Annotated in this window: 13 protein-coding genes; 8 read left to right on the forward strand and 5 right to left on the reverse strand. The window is 60.6% G+C overall.

Going from position 1 to position 15,014, the window contains the following annotated elements; translation table 11 throughout:
* Nucleotides 1-7: 7 nt before the first annotated feature.
* Together J3P93_RS26240 and hslO are read right to left on the reverse strand one after the other, a co-directional pair.
* On the reverse strand, nucleotides 8-1,549 hold the full coding sequence (locus J3P93_RS26240) for a phosphoenolpyruvate carboxykinase (protein WP_434593454.1): 1,542 nt from the start codon (nucleotides 1,547-1,549) through the stop codon (nucleotides 8-10).
* 181 nt (nucleotides 1,550-1,730) lie between these two features.
* Nucleotides 1,731-2,633: an Hsp33 family molecular chaperone HslO gene (hslO, locus tag J3P93_RS26245; RefSeq protein ID WP_434593457.1), complete on the reverse strand. Its 903-nt coding sequence runs from the start codon at nucleotides 2,631-2,633 to the stop codon at nucleotides 1,731-1,733.
* A 105-nt stretch (nucleotides 2,634-2,738) separates the two neighbouring features.
* On the opposite strand from hslO, the gene J3P93_RS26250 reads away from it, so the two are divergent.
* Entirely contained in the window at nucleotides 2,739-3,539 is an 801-nt protein-coding gene (locus tag J3P93_RS26250) for a phosphatase PAP2 family protein (protein WP_434593460.1), read from the forward strand.
* Nucleotides 3,540-3,684: 145 nt separating this feature from the next.
* On the opposite strand, the gene J3P93_RS26255 is transcribed toward J3P93_RS26250, so the two are convergent.
* Nucleotides 3,685-4,092, reverse strand: coding sequence for an RNA-binding S4 domain-containing protein (locus J3P93_RS26255; RefSeq protein WP_090288299.1), 408 nt, complete (start codon nucleotides 4,090-4,092; stop codon nucleotides 3,685-3,687).
* A gap of 116 nt (nucleotides 4,093-4,208) precedes the next feature.
* On the opposite strand from J3P93_RS26255, the gene J3P93_RS26260 reads away from it, so the two are divergent.
* The 3 genes from J3P93_RS26260 to rimK all read left to right on the forward strand — a co-directional run bounded on the left by J3P93_RS26260 (nucleotide 4,209) and on the right by rimK (nucleotide 6,389).
* The gene (locus J3P93_RS26260; protein WP_434593463.1) at nucleotides 4,209-4,991 is read left to right on the forward strand and encodes an EAL domain-containing protein; all 783 of its coding nucleotides are present in this window, start codon (nucleotides 4,209-4,211) and stop codon (nucleotides 4,989-4,991) included.
* A 76-nt stretch (nucleotides 4,992-5,067) separates the two neighbouring features.
* Nucleotides 5,068-5,487 (forward strand): ATP-dependent zinc protease family protein, encoded by a 420-nt coding sequence (locus J3P93_RS26265; RefSeq protein ID WP_231988050.1) that lies wholly within the window; start codon nucleotides 5,068-5,070, stop codon nucleotides 5,485-5,487.
* The gene (gene rimK / locus J3P93_RS26270) at nucleotides 5,484-6,389 is read left to right on the forward strand and encodes a 30S ribosomal protein S6--L-glutamate ligase (RefSeq protein WP_007949201.1); all 906 of its coding nucleotides are present in this window, start codon (nucleotides 5,484-5,486) and stop codon (nucleotides 6,387-6,389) included. Before J3P93_RS26265 ends, rimK begins: the two co-directional genes overlap by 4 nt.
* A gap of 82 nt (nucleotides 6,390-6,471) precedes the next feature.
* On the opposite strand, the gene J3P93_RS26275 is transcribed toward rimK, so the two are convergent.
* Together J3P93_RS26275 and ompR are read right to left on the reverse strand one after the other, a co-directional pair.
* On the reverse strand, nucleotides 6,472-7,785 hold the full coding sequence (locus J3P93_RS26275; protein ID WP_090288293.1) for an ATP-binding protein: 1,314 nt from the start codon (nucleotides 7,783-7,785) through the stop codon (nucleotides 6,472-6,474).
* A 113-nt stretch (nucleotides 7,786-7,898) separates the two neighbouring features.
* Nucleotides 7,899-8,639: an osmolarity response regulator transcription factor OmpR gene (ompR, locus tag J3P93_RS26280; protein ID WP_090288291.1), complete on the reverse strand. Its 741-nt coding sequence runs from the start codon at nucleotides 8,637-8,639 to the stop codon at nucleotides 7,899-7,901.
* A 358-nt stretch (nucleotides 8,640-8,997) separates the two neighbouring features.
* Between ompR and J3P93_RS26285 the strand changes: the two genes are divergently transcribed.
* From J3P93_RS26285 to tauA, 4 genes are all read left to right on the forward strand, one after another.
* A complete protein-coding gene (locus J3P93_RS26285; protein WP_434593471.1) occupies nucleotides 8,998-11,322 on the forward strand; it encodes a Tex family protein in 2,325 nt (774 codons plus the stop codon).
* A complete protein-coding gene (locus J3P93_RS26290; protein WP_434593474.1) occupies nucleotides 11,322-11,705 on the forward strand; it encodes a PaaI family thioesterase in 384 nt (127 codons plus the stop codon). The genes J3P93_RS26285 and J3P93_RS26290 overlap by 1 nt, the downstream gene beginning before the upstream one ends.
* Before the next feature lie 269 nt (nucleotides 11,706-11,974).
* Entirely contained in the window at nucleotides 11,975-13,558 is a 1,584-nt protein-coding gene (gene gshA / locus J3P93_RS26295) for a glutamate--cysteine ligase (protein ID WP_434593477.1), read from the forward strand.
* Nucleotides 13,559-14,026: 468 nt separating this feature from the next.
* On the forward strand, nucleotides 14,027-15,004 hold the full coding sequence (gene tauA / locus J3P93_RS26300) for a taurine ABC transporter substrate-binding protein (protein WP_434593480.1): 978 nt from the start codon (nucleotides 14,027-14,029) through the stop codon (nucleotides 15,002-15,004).
* Nucleotides 15,005-15,014 lie beyond the last annotated feature (10 nt).

Here is a 15,014-nt window from a genome sequence, read left to right on the forward strand (position 1 = left end):
CCGATTCTTACAACTTCGGCCCTGCAGCCTTGATCGCGTCGCTCACTTCGAACTTCTTGAAGTTCTCGATGAACAGACCGGCCAGTGCTTTCGCAGCCTCGTCGTACGCAGCCTTGTCAGCCCAAGTGTTGCGTGGGTTGAGCAGGACGGTGTCGACGCCCGGGACGGCCAGTGGCACGTCGAGGTTGATGGTGTCGAGGTGTTCGGTGGCAGCACCGATCAGTGCGCCGCTCTGGATCGCTGCGATCACCGCGCGGGTGGTCGGGATGTTGAAGCGTTTGCCGACGCCGTAGCCGCCGCCGGTCCAGCCGGTGTTGACCAGGTAGACCTTGGAGCCGAAGCCGCGGATGCGCTTGATCAGCAGCTCTGCGTATTCGCCGGCCGGGCGCGGGAAGAACGGTGCGCCGAAGCAGGTGGAGAAAGTCGACTTGATGCCGCTGCCCGAACCCATTTCAGTCGAGCCCACCAGTGCGGTGTAGCCGGACAGGAAGTGGTACGCCGCTTGTTCTTCGTTGAGGATCGACACTGGCGGCAGCACGCCGGTCAGGTCGCAGGTCAGGAAGATCACCGCGTTCGGCTCGCCACCGAGGTTCTTCTCGGAACGCTTGGCCACGTGCTCCAGCGGGTAGGCGGCACGGCTGTTCTGGGTCAGGCTGACATCGGCATAGTCGGCGTGCTTGGCGTCGTCGATGACGACGTTTTCCAGCACCGCGCCGTGCTTGATGGCTTTCCAGATGACCGGCTCGTTCTTCTCGGAGAGGTCGATGCACTTGGCATAGCAGCCGCCTTCGATGTTGAACACCACGCCTTCGCCCCAGCCGTGTTCGTCGTCACCGATCAGGTAACGGCTTTCATCGGCCGAGAGAGTGGTTTTACCGGTGCCCGACAGACCGAAGAACAGGGTCACGTCGCCTTCTTCGCCGATGTTGGCAGCGCAGTGCATCGGCAGCACGTCAGCGGCCGGCAGCAGGAAGTTCAGCACGGAGAACATGGCTTTCTTCATTTCACCGGCGTAACGCATGCCGGCGATCAGCACTTTTTTCTGCGCAAAGTTGATGATCACGCAACCGTCGGAGTTGGTGCCGTCACGCTCAGGCACGCACTCGAAGTTGGCCACGTTGAGCACTTGCCACTCATCACGACCAGCCGGGTTGTACTGGGCCGGGTTGATGAACAGGCAACGACCGAACAGATTCTGCCAGGCAGTCTGGGTGGTCATTTTCACGGCCAGGTAGTGATCTTCAGCAGCGCCTACATGCACGTGGGAGACAAAGTGCTCTTGCGCATTGTTGAAAGCTTCTACGCGCGCCCACAGGGCATCGAACTTGTCGGCCGGGAACTTGCGGTTGATCGGGCCCCAGGCGATAGCGGCCTGGGTGGAAGGCTCTTCAACGATGAAACGGTCGACTGGCGAACGGCCGGTGCGATGACCGGTGCGGACTACCAGAGCGCCGGTATCGGCAAGCTCGCCCTCACCGCGTTGCAGGGCTTCTTTTACCAGATCATCAACACTCAGATCGGTGTACACGGCGTTATTGGCTTGCGTCATGAGGTTCCCCGTCGGCCAGTGGCCGAGTGTGCTCCAAACGTTTTGTAGTAGAAAGTCGTGCACTACTACCGCGAAAAAAGTGGGCCGGATTATGCCAGAAAAGCCCAAAAAGAGTAGGGTCCTCCCGTCGTAACGGCGAAATTCCGTCGCTACGCAGTGAATTTACCTGCGCTGAACCGTTTTAGTGCCGGGTATCTGACGGCGTGTCGACACCCGCGCCAGCGAACAATTGAGCGATATCGGCCGAGTCGAACACGTACTGCTGATTGCAGAACTGGCAGTCGATCTCGACCTTGCCGCCCTGTTCAGCCGCCAGCGCCAGCGCATCCTCCAGCCCAAGACTGACCAGCGCATTGCCGGAGCGTTCCCGCGAGCAACTGCAGTTGAAGCGCAAATGCTGCACATCGAACAGGCGTACTTGCTCTTCGTGATAGAGGCGGTGCAGTACGGTCTCGTTGTCCAGGCTGAGCAACTCATCGGCGCCCAGAGTGCTGGCCAGCGCGGTGAGGTGCTGCCAACTGGCGGCGCGGTCTTCCTCGTCTTTCAAGCGATCGGCAGGCAACTGCTGCAGCAGCATGCCACGGGCACGACGGCCGTCGGCGAACAGTTTGAAGCGAGTGCCGACCTGTTGCGACATGACGAAATAGTTGGTGAAGCAATCCGACAGGGTTTCGCCTTCGAGATCAACGATGCCCTGATAGCGCTGGCCAACGGTCGGGTCGACAGTCAGAGCCAGTACGCCGTTGGGCATCAGATCAGCCAGGGTAGCGTCGGCGGCAATCTGCTCGGCGTCATAGCGCGCCAGGCCACGAATCTCTCGTTCGCTGGAGCATTCGATCATCAGCAGCGGAATCGGCCCTTCGGAGCGTGCCTGCAAAATCAGCAACCCGTCGAACTTCAAAGTGCCGACCATCAGCGATGCCGCCGCCATCAATTCGCCGAGCAACTGCGCCACCGGTTCCGGGTACGGGTGCTTGGCAAGAACCTCGGCGTAGCTGCGCTCAAGCGCGACCAGTTCGCCGCGAGTGTCGCTGTCGTCGAAGATGAAACGTTGGGTGAAATCGGTATCCGTTAGGTCGGTCATAGGTCCGGGTATCTGAAGGTGATGACAAAATGATTACAAAACGTGAAAATTTGCGGTTCTTGGCACCCTTTTTGGTGCCGGCGTTTTGGCCATGGGAGGCATTTTATGAACAATCCGGGTTTGTTCCAATCAAGGTGGAACCTCGGCCGGCTGGTTCTGTGTAACGTAGTGCCATTGGCGCTACTGGCTTTCTGGTTATGGCCTACGGGTCAGATGCTGTGTGTGATTTTCGACGAGTGGCTGTTCCGCTCGCTCAACACACCGCTGGCCAGCAACCCGATATGGCTCCACATCTGGGCAATTGCAAGTCTGCGCCCGTTCGACATCGTTGTCGGTCTGATTTTGCTGACGCTGCTTATCAAGGGCGACTGGGTGTTCAAGGCGATCGACGTGCGCCGCGCATTTTTCGGTTTTTTCTCGATCCTGCTGCTGATGGTGGTGATCCGCGCGCTGTTTTCCAGATTCGCCGACCACATGGGCTGGCAGCACAGCAGCCCGTCGATGGTCCTCGAAGGCGCGGTGCATATCAGCGATTACTTTCCGCACCTGGAAAAAACCTGGGAACTGAAGGACCGCTCGGGCCAGAGCTTCCCCGGTGATCATGCTTCGGTGCTGTTGATCTGGGCGTTGTTCATGGCGGTGTTCAGCCGAACGGCGGGCCAGTTTCTGACGGTCTGGGGCCTGGCGCTGTTATTCATGCTGCCGCGCCTGGTGGCCGGTGCGCATTGGGGCCAGGACGATTACATCGGTGGCGTGTTGCTGGCGGTGTGGGCGTTGGGTTGGGGTTATTACACGCCGTTCGCTTATCACGCGGCGAACTTCTGGTTGAAAGTGACTGCGCCGATTTTTGCGCTTCTCGGCAAGCTGCCAGTGGTTTCGCGGATGAGTGTGGTGCATAGCGCCTGATACCGCGTGGCCTTCAGCGAGTGCTGCGCACTCGAATCGCCAGCAGGCTGGCTCCCACAGTAGACCGAGTTCTGGAACATCATGCGGTCAATGTAGGAGCCAGCCTGCTGGCGATGAGGCCGGGACTGGCAGCACAAACCTCGGGTTAATCGTTGTTGCTGCTACCGCGAAACTTGAACAGATCCCGCCGCTGTTTCTTGCTCGGCTTGCCGTCGGTGCTAACGCCCAGCGCCCCCGCTTTGCGCATCGCCGCTGCGGCTTCGCGCTTGGCAATGCTCGCCTCGGTCTCGCTGTACAGCGTCTGGGCTTCCGGCGCCCCGCGCCGCACAATCGATAACGCTTCCACCCTCACCGTACGCTCTTCAAAACCGGTACGGATCTGGAATTCGTCACCGATACGCGGCTCCTTGCCCGGCTTGCAGCGTTCACCGCGACAATGCACTTTGCCGCTTTCAATCGCCGCCTTCGCCAAGGCGCGGGTTTTATAGAATCGCGCTGCCCACAGCCACTTGTCGAGACGGACCTTGTCGTCCTCTTCCTGTTTTTGCGCCATATGAATTCCTCGTTCAGCCAGTAGTCGGAACTGTACTACCGTTTCTGTCGGGCGCAAGAACTCGGCCCTCCAGATAGACTGTGATCTAGGCCGGCTATGCGGCATGGAGTGTTCGAGTGACTACAATTTTCCCCTCTTCGTTGACCGCGCCCAAAAGCGGTTGCCAGGGCTGCCAGCAAAGCGAGCCGCTGGACTTCGATTTTGCCTTTGCCTATCAACCGATCGTCGACCTGCGCGACCAATCGGTGTTCGCCCATGAAGCGCTGGTGCGCGGCGTGGCCGGTGAAGGCGCGATGTCCGTGTTAGATCAGGTTACAGAAGCGAACCGCTACCGTTTCGACCAGCTCTGCCGGACGCGCGCCATCGAAGGCGCGGCCGCGCTAAACATGCAGACATACTTGTCGATCAACTTCATGCCCAACGCCGTCTATCGTCCAGAGCTATGCATTCGCAGTACCCTGGAGGCCGCCAAGAAACACCATTTCCCGATCGACCGGCTGATTTTCGAAACCCTGGAAAGCGAGCACGTAGATAACTATCGCCATTTGACCAATATTCTGCGTGAATACCGCGAATTCGGCTTCAAGACCGCCATCGACGATTTCGGTGCCGGGTATTCGGGGCTCAATCTGCTGGCTGATTTCCAACCGGACCTGATCAAACTCGACATGGCGCTGATTCGCGATGTCGATCGTGACCGTGTTCGTCAGGCGATCGTTCGGGGGATTGTCACAATCTGTGCGGAGTTGAACGTTACAGTCATCGCCGAAGGTATCGAGAGCGCCGGTGAACGGGATTTCCTGGCGGACTGTGGAATATTTCTGATGCAGGGCTACTGGTTCGCCCGGCCTGCATTCAAAGCGTTGGCCCAGGTATCGCCTGAGGCCTGGGCGCGTTAATCGTTGGTTTTTTTCTTTGAAGACATTTGATCATTTGACCGTTGTCGGTCTGCGCGAGTGGGTGGCGCTCCCGGATCTGGGAGTCGCCGGCCTGCGCGCGAAAATCGACACCGGCGCCAGCACCTCCAGCCTGCACGCCACCGACATCGAGCCGTTCGAACGTGACGGCGAGAAGTGGGTGCGCTTCACCGCGCACCTCGGCACGGTGGTGCAGTTGCGTCATCGTCGCTGCGAAGCGCCATTGGTGACGCGCAAGACCATCAAAAGCTCCAACGGCCATGCGCAGGTGCGCTATGTGATCAGCACCACCCTGGCCCTGGGCGATCGAGTGTGGCGGGTCGAGTTCACCCTCGCCTGCCGCAAGTCCATGCGCTATCGCCTGTTGCTCGGCTCCAAAGCCCTGATCGATGGCCACCTGGTGGTCAATCCGGGCATCAAATATGTACAAGACAAGCCGGTGTTCCCGGTATCTACCTTTTCCACAGGTGTTGCATGAAGATCGCTGTGCTGTCGCGTAATCCGCGTCTGTATTCCACTCGCCGTCTGGTCGAAGCCGGAACCGAGCGCGGGCATGAAATGGTGGTGATCGACACCTTGCGCGCCTATATGAACATCGCCAGCCACAAGCCGCAGATCCACTATCGCGGCAAACCGCTGGAAGGCTTCGATGCGGTGATCCCGCGGATCGGCGCGTCGGTGACTTTCTACGGCTGCGCGGTGTTGCGCCAGTTCGAAATGATGGGGGTATTCCCGCTCAACGAGTCAGTGGCCATCGCCCGCTCGCGGGACAAACTGCGTTCGTTGCAGCTGTTATCGCGCCGCGGTATCGGTTTGCCGGTGACCGGTTTTGCGCACTCGCCGGATGACATTCCCGATCTGATCGACATGGTCAACGGCGCACCGCTGGTGATCAAAGTGCTGGAAGGTACTCAGGGCATCGGTGTGGTGTTGTGCGAAACCGCGACCGCTGCCGAGTCGGTAATCGAGGCATTCATGGGCCTGAAGCAGAACATCATGGTGCAGGAATACATCAAGGAAGCCGGCGGCGCGGACATCCGTTGTTTCGTGGTCGGCGACAAGGTGATTGCGGCAATGAAGCGCCAGGCCAAACCGGGTGAATTCCGTTCCAACCTGCACCGCGGCGGCAGCGCCAGCCTGATCAAGATCACCCCGGAAGAACGCATGACTGCATTGCGTGCAGCCAAGGTCATGGGCCTGGCGGTGGCGGGTGTGGATATCCTGCGTTCCAATCACGGGCCGCTGGTGATGGAGGTGAATTCGTCGCCGGGACTGGAAGGGATCGAGACCACCACCGGGAAGAACGTGGCGGGGATCATTATCGAGCATCTGGAGAAGAATGGCGGGCCGAATATGACTCGCACAAAGGGTAAGGGCTAAAGCCAGCCTCAAGCGGCAAGCCCAAAGCGACAAGTAAAGTCGCTCTTGCTTGCCGCTTGCAGCTCTAAACTTGCAGCTGCTTCTATACCGCATCCCGCGGCAACATCAACCCCAACGGCAATCTCACCCGCGCTTCCAGCCCACCCCCGGACCGATTACGCAGTTCAACATTGCCGCCATGCATCGAAGCAATCCGTTTGACGATCGCCAGGCCCAACCCGGTGCCCTTGCCGCCCCGTGCACGATCACCACGGGTGAACGGGTTGAAGATTGCCTCCAGTTCCGACGGATCGATCCCCGCGCCGCGGTCCATCACGCTCAGTACAACGTACGGCGCGCTGACGTCTCCCGATACGTAAGCCGCCACTTCGACGTGACCGCCGGCATGGTTCAAGGCGTTGCCGATCAGGTTGTTGAGCAGGCGTTTCATCGAGACCCGACGCAGCGGGAACGGCTGGATCGGCTCCAGGCGCAAGCGCACCTTTTCTTCGTTCTGGTTGTACGGCGCTGCCACTTCACGCACCAGATCGCTGAGATCGACCTCTTCCACCGACTCGTCGCGACCGTCGCGAATGAACGCGAGGAACTGGTCGAGAATTGCGTCCATGTCTTCGATGTCGCGGACCATGTCGTCGGTCAGGTCGTTGCGGTCGCCCATCAGCTCCAGCGATAGCCGCAGCCGGGTCAAAGGTGTGCGCAAGTCATGAGACACGCCCGCGAGCATCAGCTCACGCTCGCGTCCGGCCTGTTCGACGTCTTCGGCCATCTGGTTGAAGGCGCGATAAACCTCGGTCATTTCACTCGGCGTGTCGCTGATTGGCAGGCGCACGCTGCGGCCCTGACCGAGTTGGCGCGCGGCATAGACCAGACGCTTCAAAGGCTGGTTGAGCTGGCTGACGAAAATCCATGCCGAGGCCGTCGACAGTAAACCGATGGCAAGGAACCAGCCGAGCACGTTCCAGATTTTCTGGCCGCGCAGCGGGTGCGGGTACAACGGCACCTTCAGCCAGCCATCGCCCAGGCTTGGCGCGCGTACCCACAACGCCGGCGGTGAATGCATGCGCAAACGCACTTCGGTGTCTGCACCCAGTTCCGCCTGCATCTGCCGCTGGTAGATTTCGCTGTACGGCCAATGCTGTTCGCCTTCCGGCACACCGGCGCCGACTACGCGGATCAAGGTTGCGGCATCGGCAATTTTGGCGCGGTTTTCTTCATCGGCGGCCCAATAGGCGCGCAGCGTCAGGGCGACGCCGTGGCTGTATTGGCGGTCCACCAGCACGTCCTCGTTCATCAACAGATAAACCAGGGTCAGCGCCTTGGAAAACAGCACGACGATCAGCACCAGCCAGAGGGTGCGGGAGAAAAAGCTTTGGGGGAACCAGACGGGGGTTTTCATCTTTAACCGCTACACACTTGCAGGAGCGAGCAATGCTCGCATATTGCGGATTGCGAGTCTGCGAACCTGGCCTCTCGACCAGCCCCAGCAGACCCGCTCCTACAAATCACCGATCACTTGCTGGCGGTGCCATCCGGTACGAACACGTAACCAACGCCCCAGACGGTCTGGATATAGCGCGGTTTGGACGGATCAGGTTCGATCATCCGGCGCAGACGCGAGATCTGCACGTCGATGGAACGCTCGAGGGCATCCCACTCACGGCCACGGGCCAGGTTCATCAGCTTGTCGCGGGTCAGTGGCTGACGGGCGTTCATCACCAGCGCCTTGAGCACTGCGAATTCACCGGTGGTGAGCATGTGCACTTCGTCACCGCGCTTCAGTTCGCGGGTAGCCAGCGACAACACGTAATCCCCGAAGGTGACGTTTTCGTCTTCGCTGCCTGGCGCGCCGGGTACCGGGGCAGCCTGGCGACGCAGCACAGCTTTGACCCGAGCCATCAGCTCGTCCGGGTTGAACGGCTTGGCCAGGTAATCGTCAGCGCCCAGTTCCAGGCCCTTGATGCGGCTCAGCTCGTCGCCCTTGGCGGTGAGCATGATGATCGGAATCTGGTTGTTCGCGCCACGCAGGCGGCGGCAAGCGGTCAGGCCATCTTCGCCCGGCAGCATCAGGTCGAGCACGACCAGATTGAACACTTCACGCGACAGCAGACGATCCATCTGCTCGGTGTTCGGTACGGTACGGGCACGGTAGCCCTTGCTGACGAAAAAGCGTTCCAGCAGGCTGCTCAGCCCCGGATCGTCGTCAACGATGAGAATTTTTTCGCCTTCAGCAGTTTGTGCAGTGCTGCTCATTGGATGCTCCTTTTAGCTCGGCGCGCATTATGGCGTAGCTGCCGTTATACGCACCGTGTGCATTGTTAGCAGATTTTTCCTTCACTGCCAGAAAACCGGGGTTTATGCCTACAGACTGCAACGCCCCCGAATGACAGAACGCTGGTTATAATGCGCGGCGTTTTGTGCCAGGCAACGTCTGAATCGTTACCGCAGGTGGCAGGCTTTTTTCCTCGCCCTGCGCAGTAATCGTTCGATTTCACGGGTCAATGGGCTGCCTCTTGATCCAGGCAGCGGCAATTCTCTAGCCGCTCAACCAGACTCCGGGCCTTTATTTCCGTGCCCGCGAGCCTGCTTTCACACTATGTCAGGTGGTTTTATGGACAGCATCAACAGCCGCATTGCCGAGGAACTCGGTGTACGCCCACAACAGGTCGAAGCGGCCGTCGCGCTACTCGATGAAGGCTCTACCGTTCCCTTCATCGCCCGTTACCGGAAAGAAGTCACCGGCAGCCTCGATGACACCCAGTTGCGTCATCTGGAAGAGCGCCTGCGCTACCTGCGAGAACTCGACGAACGGCGCATCAGCATCCTCGCCAGCATCGAAGAGCAAGGCAAACTCACCCCGGCCCTTGAGCGCGACATCAAGCTCGCCGACACCAAAACCCGCCTCGAAGACTTGTACCTGCCGTACAAGCAGAAGCGCCGCACCAAGGGCCAGATCGCCCTCGAAGCCGGCCTCGGCGAACTGGCCGACGGCCTGTTCAACGACCCGACTCTGGCCCCCGAAGCCGAAGCCGCGCGCTTCGTCGATGCCGAAAAAGGCGTGGCGGACGTCAAGGCTGCGCTGGAAGGCGCCAAGTACATCCTCATGGAGCGCTTCGCCGAAGACGCCAGCCTGCTGGAGAAATTGCGTAACTACCTGAAACAGGAAGCCACCCTGACTGCCCGCGTAATCGCCGGCAAGGAAGAGGAAGGCGCCAAGTTTCGCGATTACTTTGAACACGATGAACCGCTGAAAAGCATGCCGTCGCACCGCGCGCTGGCGATTTTCCGTGGCCGCAACGAAGGCATCCTCAGCTCCGCGTTGAAGGTCGGCGACGAACTGCCGGGCACCATGCACCCGTGCGAAGGCATGATCGCCCAGCAATTCGGCATCCAGAACCAGAACCGCGCGGCGGATAAATGGCTCGGCGAAGTGGTGCGCTGGACCTGGAAGGTCAAGCTCTACACCCATCTGGAAACCGACCTGCTCGGCGAGCTGCGCGATGGCGCCGAAACCGAAGCGATCAACGTGTTTGCGCACAACCTGCATGACTTGCTGTTGGCCGCACCGGCCGGCCCGCGCGCGACCCTGGGCCTCGACCCGGGCCTGCGTACCGGTTGCAAAGTGGCCGTAGTCGATTCGACCGGCAAGCTGCTCGATCACGCCACGGTTTACCCGCACGTGCCGCACAACAAATGGGACCAGACCATCGCCATTCTGGCCGCGCTGTGCGCCAAGCATTCGGTGGACCTGATCGCCATCGGCAACGGCACCGCCAGCCGCGAGACTGACAAGCTGGCGATCGAGCTGATCAAGAAATATCCAGCGATGAAGATGACCAAGGTCATGGTGTCCGAAGCGGGCGCATCGGTTTATTCGGCATCAGAACTGGCGGCCAAGGAGTTCCCCGATCTCGACGTGTCGATCCGTGGCGCAGTGTCGATTGCTCGTCGCTTGCAGGATCCGCTGGCGGAGCTGGTGAAGATCGATCCGAAGTCCATCGGTGTCGGCCAGTACCAGCACGACGTATCGCAGCTGAAGCTGGCGCGGGGTCTGGACGCAGTGGTCGAGGATTGCGTGAACGCCGTCGGCGTTGACGTCAACACCGCGTCGGTGGCGCTGCTGGCGCGCATCTCCGGCCTCAACGCGACACTGGCGCAAAACATCGTCGCGCACCGCGACGAACACGGCGCATTCAAGACCCGCGCAGCGCTGAAGAAAGTCGCGCGTCTGGGCGAAAAAACCTTCGAACAGGCCGCCGGCTTCCTGCGTGTGATGAACGGCGACAATCCGCTGGATTCGTCCGCGGTGCACCCGGAAGCGTATCCGCTGGTGCAACGCATCGCCGCCGAAACCGACCGGGACATTCGCTCGCTGATCGGCGACGCCGCTTTCCTCAAGCGCCTCGATCCGAAGAAATTCACCGACGAAACCTTCGGTCTGCCCACCGTCACCGACATCCTTCAGGAACTGGAAAAACCCGGTCGCGACCCGCGTCCAGAGTTCAAAACCGCCGAGTTCCAGGAAGGCGTCGAAGACCTCAAGGACCTGCAACTGGGGATGATCCTCGAAGGCGTGGTGACCAACGTGACCGCGTTCGGCGCGTTCGTTGACATCGGTGTGCATCAGGACGGCCTGGTACACATTTCGGCGCTGTCGGAGAAATTCATCAAGGATCCACGCGAAGCGGTGAAGGCCGGTGACGTCGTCAAGGTGAAGGTCATGGAAGTCGACATTCCGCGCAAACGCGTCGGCCTGTCGATGCGCATGGGCGACACGCCGGGCGAGAAAATCGACGGCGCGCGTGGCTCACGTCCGGGCTCGGCGCAACGTCAGCCGTCGAACAACGCGCCGCGCAAGGAAACCGTCACTGCGGCGCCGGCGAACAATGCGATGGCCTCGCTGTTCGCCAACGCCAAGCAGCTGAAGAAACGCTGATGGAGCTGCCGGCCGGGCTCGTCGAGAGTGCGTTTTTCAAGCTGTTGGGCTGCCGCCTGCACAGCCTGGAAACCGGGGTGGCGCAAGTCGCCCTGGTGCTGGAGCCGCAGTTGCGCAATCGCGGCGGCAAACTCCACGGTGGCGCGCTGTTCAGTCTGGTCGACATTGCCATGGGGCTGGCCTGTTCCAGCAGCCACGGGTTCGATCAGCAGAGCGCGACCATCGAATGCAAGATCAACTACATCCGCGCCGTTTCCGAGGGCGAGGTATTGTGCACGGCGCGGGTGATCCACCCGGGCCGCCGCACGCTGGTGGTCGAGGCCGACGTGATGCAGGGCGACAAACTGGTCGCAAAAGCGCAAGGCACCTTCGCTGTCCTGTAGATGTTGGCCATCATTTTGAGTTAATTTCGGCGCAACGAACCCTGTGGGAGCGAGCCTGCTCGCGATAGCGGTGCCTCAGTAATGATGATATTGACTGACACACTGCTATCGCGAGCAGGCTCGCTCCCACAAGGATTGTGCAGTTCCTGACTGACCGGCAAATGGCCTGCCGCTACAAAACCAGGCGATAACGCCAGTTTCAACTTCACCCTTGTAGACCGTCCTGCCCACCCCCATATTGGGGCGACTGACGCGTGAAGGAATCCAAATTGAGCGAACTTCTCAACCGCCGCCTGGCTCTGCTCGGCGAGCGCGCTAACCTCTCTCTGCTCGAGCAGTGCCTGCACGGTATCGAACGTGAATGCCTGCGCGTGACCAGCGAAGGTCGCCTGGCGCAAACGCCGCACCCCGAAGCCTTGGGTTCCGCGCTGACCAACGAACAGATCACCACCGACTACTCCGAGTCGCTGCTGGAATTCATCACGCCCGCCCTGCCCGACCCGGCCGACACCCTGGCGAGCCTGGACAAGATTCATCGCTTTGCCTACAGCAAACTCGGCGACGAGTACCTGTGGAGTCCGTCGATGCCGTGCCCGTTGCCGGCAGAGGAAGATATCCCGATCGCCTATTACGGCACCTCCAATATCGGTCAGCTCAAGTACGTCTACCGCAAGGGTCTGGCCCTGCGTTACGGCAAGACCATGCAATGCATCGCCGGGATTCACTACAACTTCTCGCTGCCGGAACAGCTCTGGCCGCTGCTGCGCGAGTCCGAGGGCTTCGTCGGCACCGACCGCGATTTCCAGTCGGTTTCCTACATCGCGCTGATCCGTAATTTCCGTCGCTACAGCTGGCTGCTGATGTACCTGTTCGGTGCCTCGCCGGCGCTGGATGCGGGATTCCTGCGCGGTCGTTCGCATCAGCTCGAACAGCTCGATCCGGACACCTTGTACCTGCCGTACGCGACCAGCCTGCGCATGAGCGACCTCGGTTACCAGAGCAACGCCCAGGCCGGTCTGACGCCGTGCTACAACGATCTGGCGAGCTACACCGACAGCCTGCGCAAAGCCGTGGCCACGCCGTACGCGCCATACGTTGAAGTCGGCACGCACAAGGATGGCGAGTGGGTGCAGCTCAACACCAACATCCTGCAGATTGAAAACGAGTACTACTCGAACATCCGCCCGAAACGTGTGACCTACACCGGCGAGCGGCCGATCCAGGCCTTGATGGCCCGCGGCATTCAGTACGTCGAAGTGCGTTGCCTGGACATCAACCCGTTCCTGCCGATGGGCATCGACCTGACCGAGTCGCGCTTCCTCGACGCGTTCCTGCTGTACTGCGCGTTGAACGACAGCCCGCTGCTGACCAACACTTCGTGCAGTAACGCGACCTCGAACTTCCTCAGCGTGGTCAAGGAAGGCCGGCGTCCGGACCTGCAATTGCAGCGCGACGGCCAAGCGGTCGAGATGAAGACCTGGGCTGCCGAACTGCTCGAACAAATCGCTCCGCTGGCTGCGCTGCTCGATCAGAGCCACGGCGGCGATGCGCACAGCCAGGCGCTGGATGCGCAACTGGCGAAAGTCAGCGATCCGTCCCTGACACCGTCGGCGCAGGTGCTGGCGGCGATGGCCGAGCACAAGGAAAGCTTTGCGCAGTTCTCGCTGCGCCAGAGCCAGGCCCATGCCGAGTTCTTCCGCGGCGAGCCATTACCGGCGGATGAGCAGGCGAAGTTCGAGGAGGTGGCGCGCACTTCTTTGGCAGCGCAGGCTGAGCTGGAGCAGAACGAGGTGGGGGATTTTGATGTGTTTGTCGGTTCGTATCAGGCTAGCATCCTCGCAATCAGCAACTGAAGAGCCCCTTGAAGAGCCCCTCACCCTAGCCCTCTCCCGGAGGGAGAGGGGACTGACCGCGGTGTTGGTGCGACGTACGTAAACCTGCAATACCGCGCCGAACTCAAGACTTGAAAAACATGAAGATCGGCTCCCTTTCCCCCTCGCCCCCTTGGGGAAAGGGCTGGGCGGGCGGCGTTCTGATGAGGGGGCAATGATCTCAAGGCATATCCAAAACTTGAGGCCCCAATCCCCCCTCGCTTTGATCGTTCCCACGCTCCGCGTGGTAATGCCTCAACGGACGCTCTGCGTCCAGGTGACGCGGAGCGTCACCGGCTGCATTCCCACGCAGAGCGTGGGAACGATCGGTCGCTTGCCTTAGATTTTTCCGCTCATAAGCTCATTCTAAAAAGTTATTTATTTTCGAATTCTTAGATCATTTAGTCTCCATCCACGCCGACGCTCGGTCGCCTGATATGGAGCTCTTCAATGAAACTGAATGTCCCGCTTCGCCTGCTCGCCGCCGCCACTCTGGCTGCCGCAAGCTTTCTGGCGCAGGCTGCCGATCTCACCGTCGCCTACCAGACCACCGTTGACCCGGCGAAAGTTGCCCAGGCCGACGGCGCTTACGAAAAAGCCACCAAAGCCGATATCGCCTGGCGCAAGTTCGACAACGGCGCCGACATCATCGCCGCCATCGCCTCCGGCGACGTGCAGATCGGTTACCTCGGTTCGAGTCCGTTGACCGCCGCGATTACCCGCAAAGTCCCGGTGCAAACATTCCTCATCGCCACGCAGATCGGCGCCGCCGAAGCGCTGGTTGCGCGTGATGGCTCCGGCATCAAGACGCCGCAGGATCTGATCGGCAAGAAAATCGCCGTGCCGTTCGTCTCCACCGGGCACTACAGCCTGCTCGCCGCGCTGAAACACTGGAACATCGACCCGTCGAAAGTCACCGTGCTCAACCTCGCCCCGCCCGCGATAATCGCCGCCTGGAAACGCGGCGACATCGACGCCACCTACGTCTGGGATCCCGCCCTCGGCGTCGCCAAGGAGAACGGCAAAGTACTGATCACCTCCGGCGAACTGGCCAAATTCGGCGCGCCGACCTTCGACGCGTGGATCGTGCGCAAAGACTTCGCCGAGAAGCATCCGGAGATCGTCACCGCGTTCGCCAAGGTCACCCTCGACGCCTACGCCGATTACCGCAAGGATCCGCAAGCCTGGCTGGCGAATCAGTCCAATGTCGACAAGCTGGTCAAGCTGTCCGGCGCCAAGGCCAGCGACATTCCGTTGCTGCTGCAAGGCAACGTCTACCCGCTGGCGGCAGATCAGGTCAGCGTCCTTGGCGCGCCGACCACCAAAGCCATCACCGACACCGCCGCGTTCCTCAAGGAGCAGGGCAAGGTCGAAGCTGTGCTGCCGGACTACGCGCCGTACGTCAGCGCCAAATACATCACCAACTGATCGGGAGTAG

This window comes from Pseudomonas sp. R3-57 (assembly GCF_051132065.1).
In the GTDB taxonomy this organism is placed as follows: domain Bacteria; phylum Pseudomonadota; class Gammaproteobacteria; order Pseudomonadales; family Pseudomonadaceae; genus Aquipseudomonas.

Bases quoted from the DNA above. Each gene is read 5' to 3' on its own strand.
- J3P93_RS26250 (WP_434593460.1), top strand. From the start codon at position 2,739: ATGAACAATCCGGGTTTGTTCCAATCAAGGTGGAACCTCGGCCGGCTG.
- J3P93_RS26290 (WP_434593474.1), top strand. From the start codon at position 11,322: ATGGAGCTGCCGGCCGGGCTCGTCGAGAGTGCGTTTTTCAAGCTGTTG.
- hslO (WP_434593457.1), bottom strand. From the start codon at position 2,633: ATGACCGACCTAACGGATACCGATTTCACCCAACGTTTCATCTTCGAC.
- J3P93_RS26285 (WP_434593471.1), top strand. From the start codon at position 8,998: ATGGACAGCATCAACAGCCGCATTGCCGAGGAACTCGGTGTACGCCCA.
- rimK (WP_007949201.1), top strand. From the start codon at position 5,484: ATGAAGATCGCTGTGCTGTCGCGTAATCCGCGTCTGTATTCCACTCGC.
- J3P93_RS26240 (WP_434593454.1), bottom strand. From the start codon at position 1,549: ATGACGCAAGCCAATAACGCCGTGTACACCGATCTGAGTGTTGATGAT.
- J3P93_RS26255 (WP_090288299.1), bottom strand. From the start codon at position 4,092: ATGGCGCAAAAACAGGAAGAGGACGACAAGGTCCGTCTCGACAAGTGG.
- tauA (WP_434593480.1), top strand. From the start codon at position 14,027: ATGAAACTGAATGTCCCGCTTCGCCTGCTCGCCGCCGCCACTCTGGCT.
- J3P93_RS26275 (WP_090288293.1), bottom strand. From the start codon at position 7,785: ATGAAAACCCCCGTCTGGTTCCCCCAAAGCTTTTTCTCCCGCACCCTC.
- ompR (WP_090288291.1), bottom strand. From the start codon at position 8,639: ATGAGCAGCACTGCACAAACTGCTGAAGGCGAAAAAATTCTCATCGTT.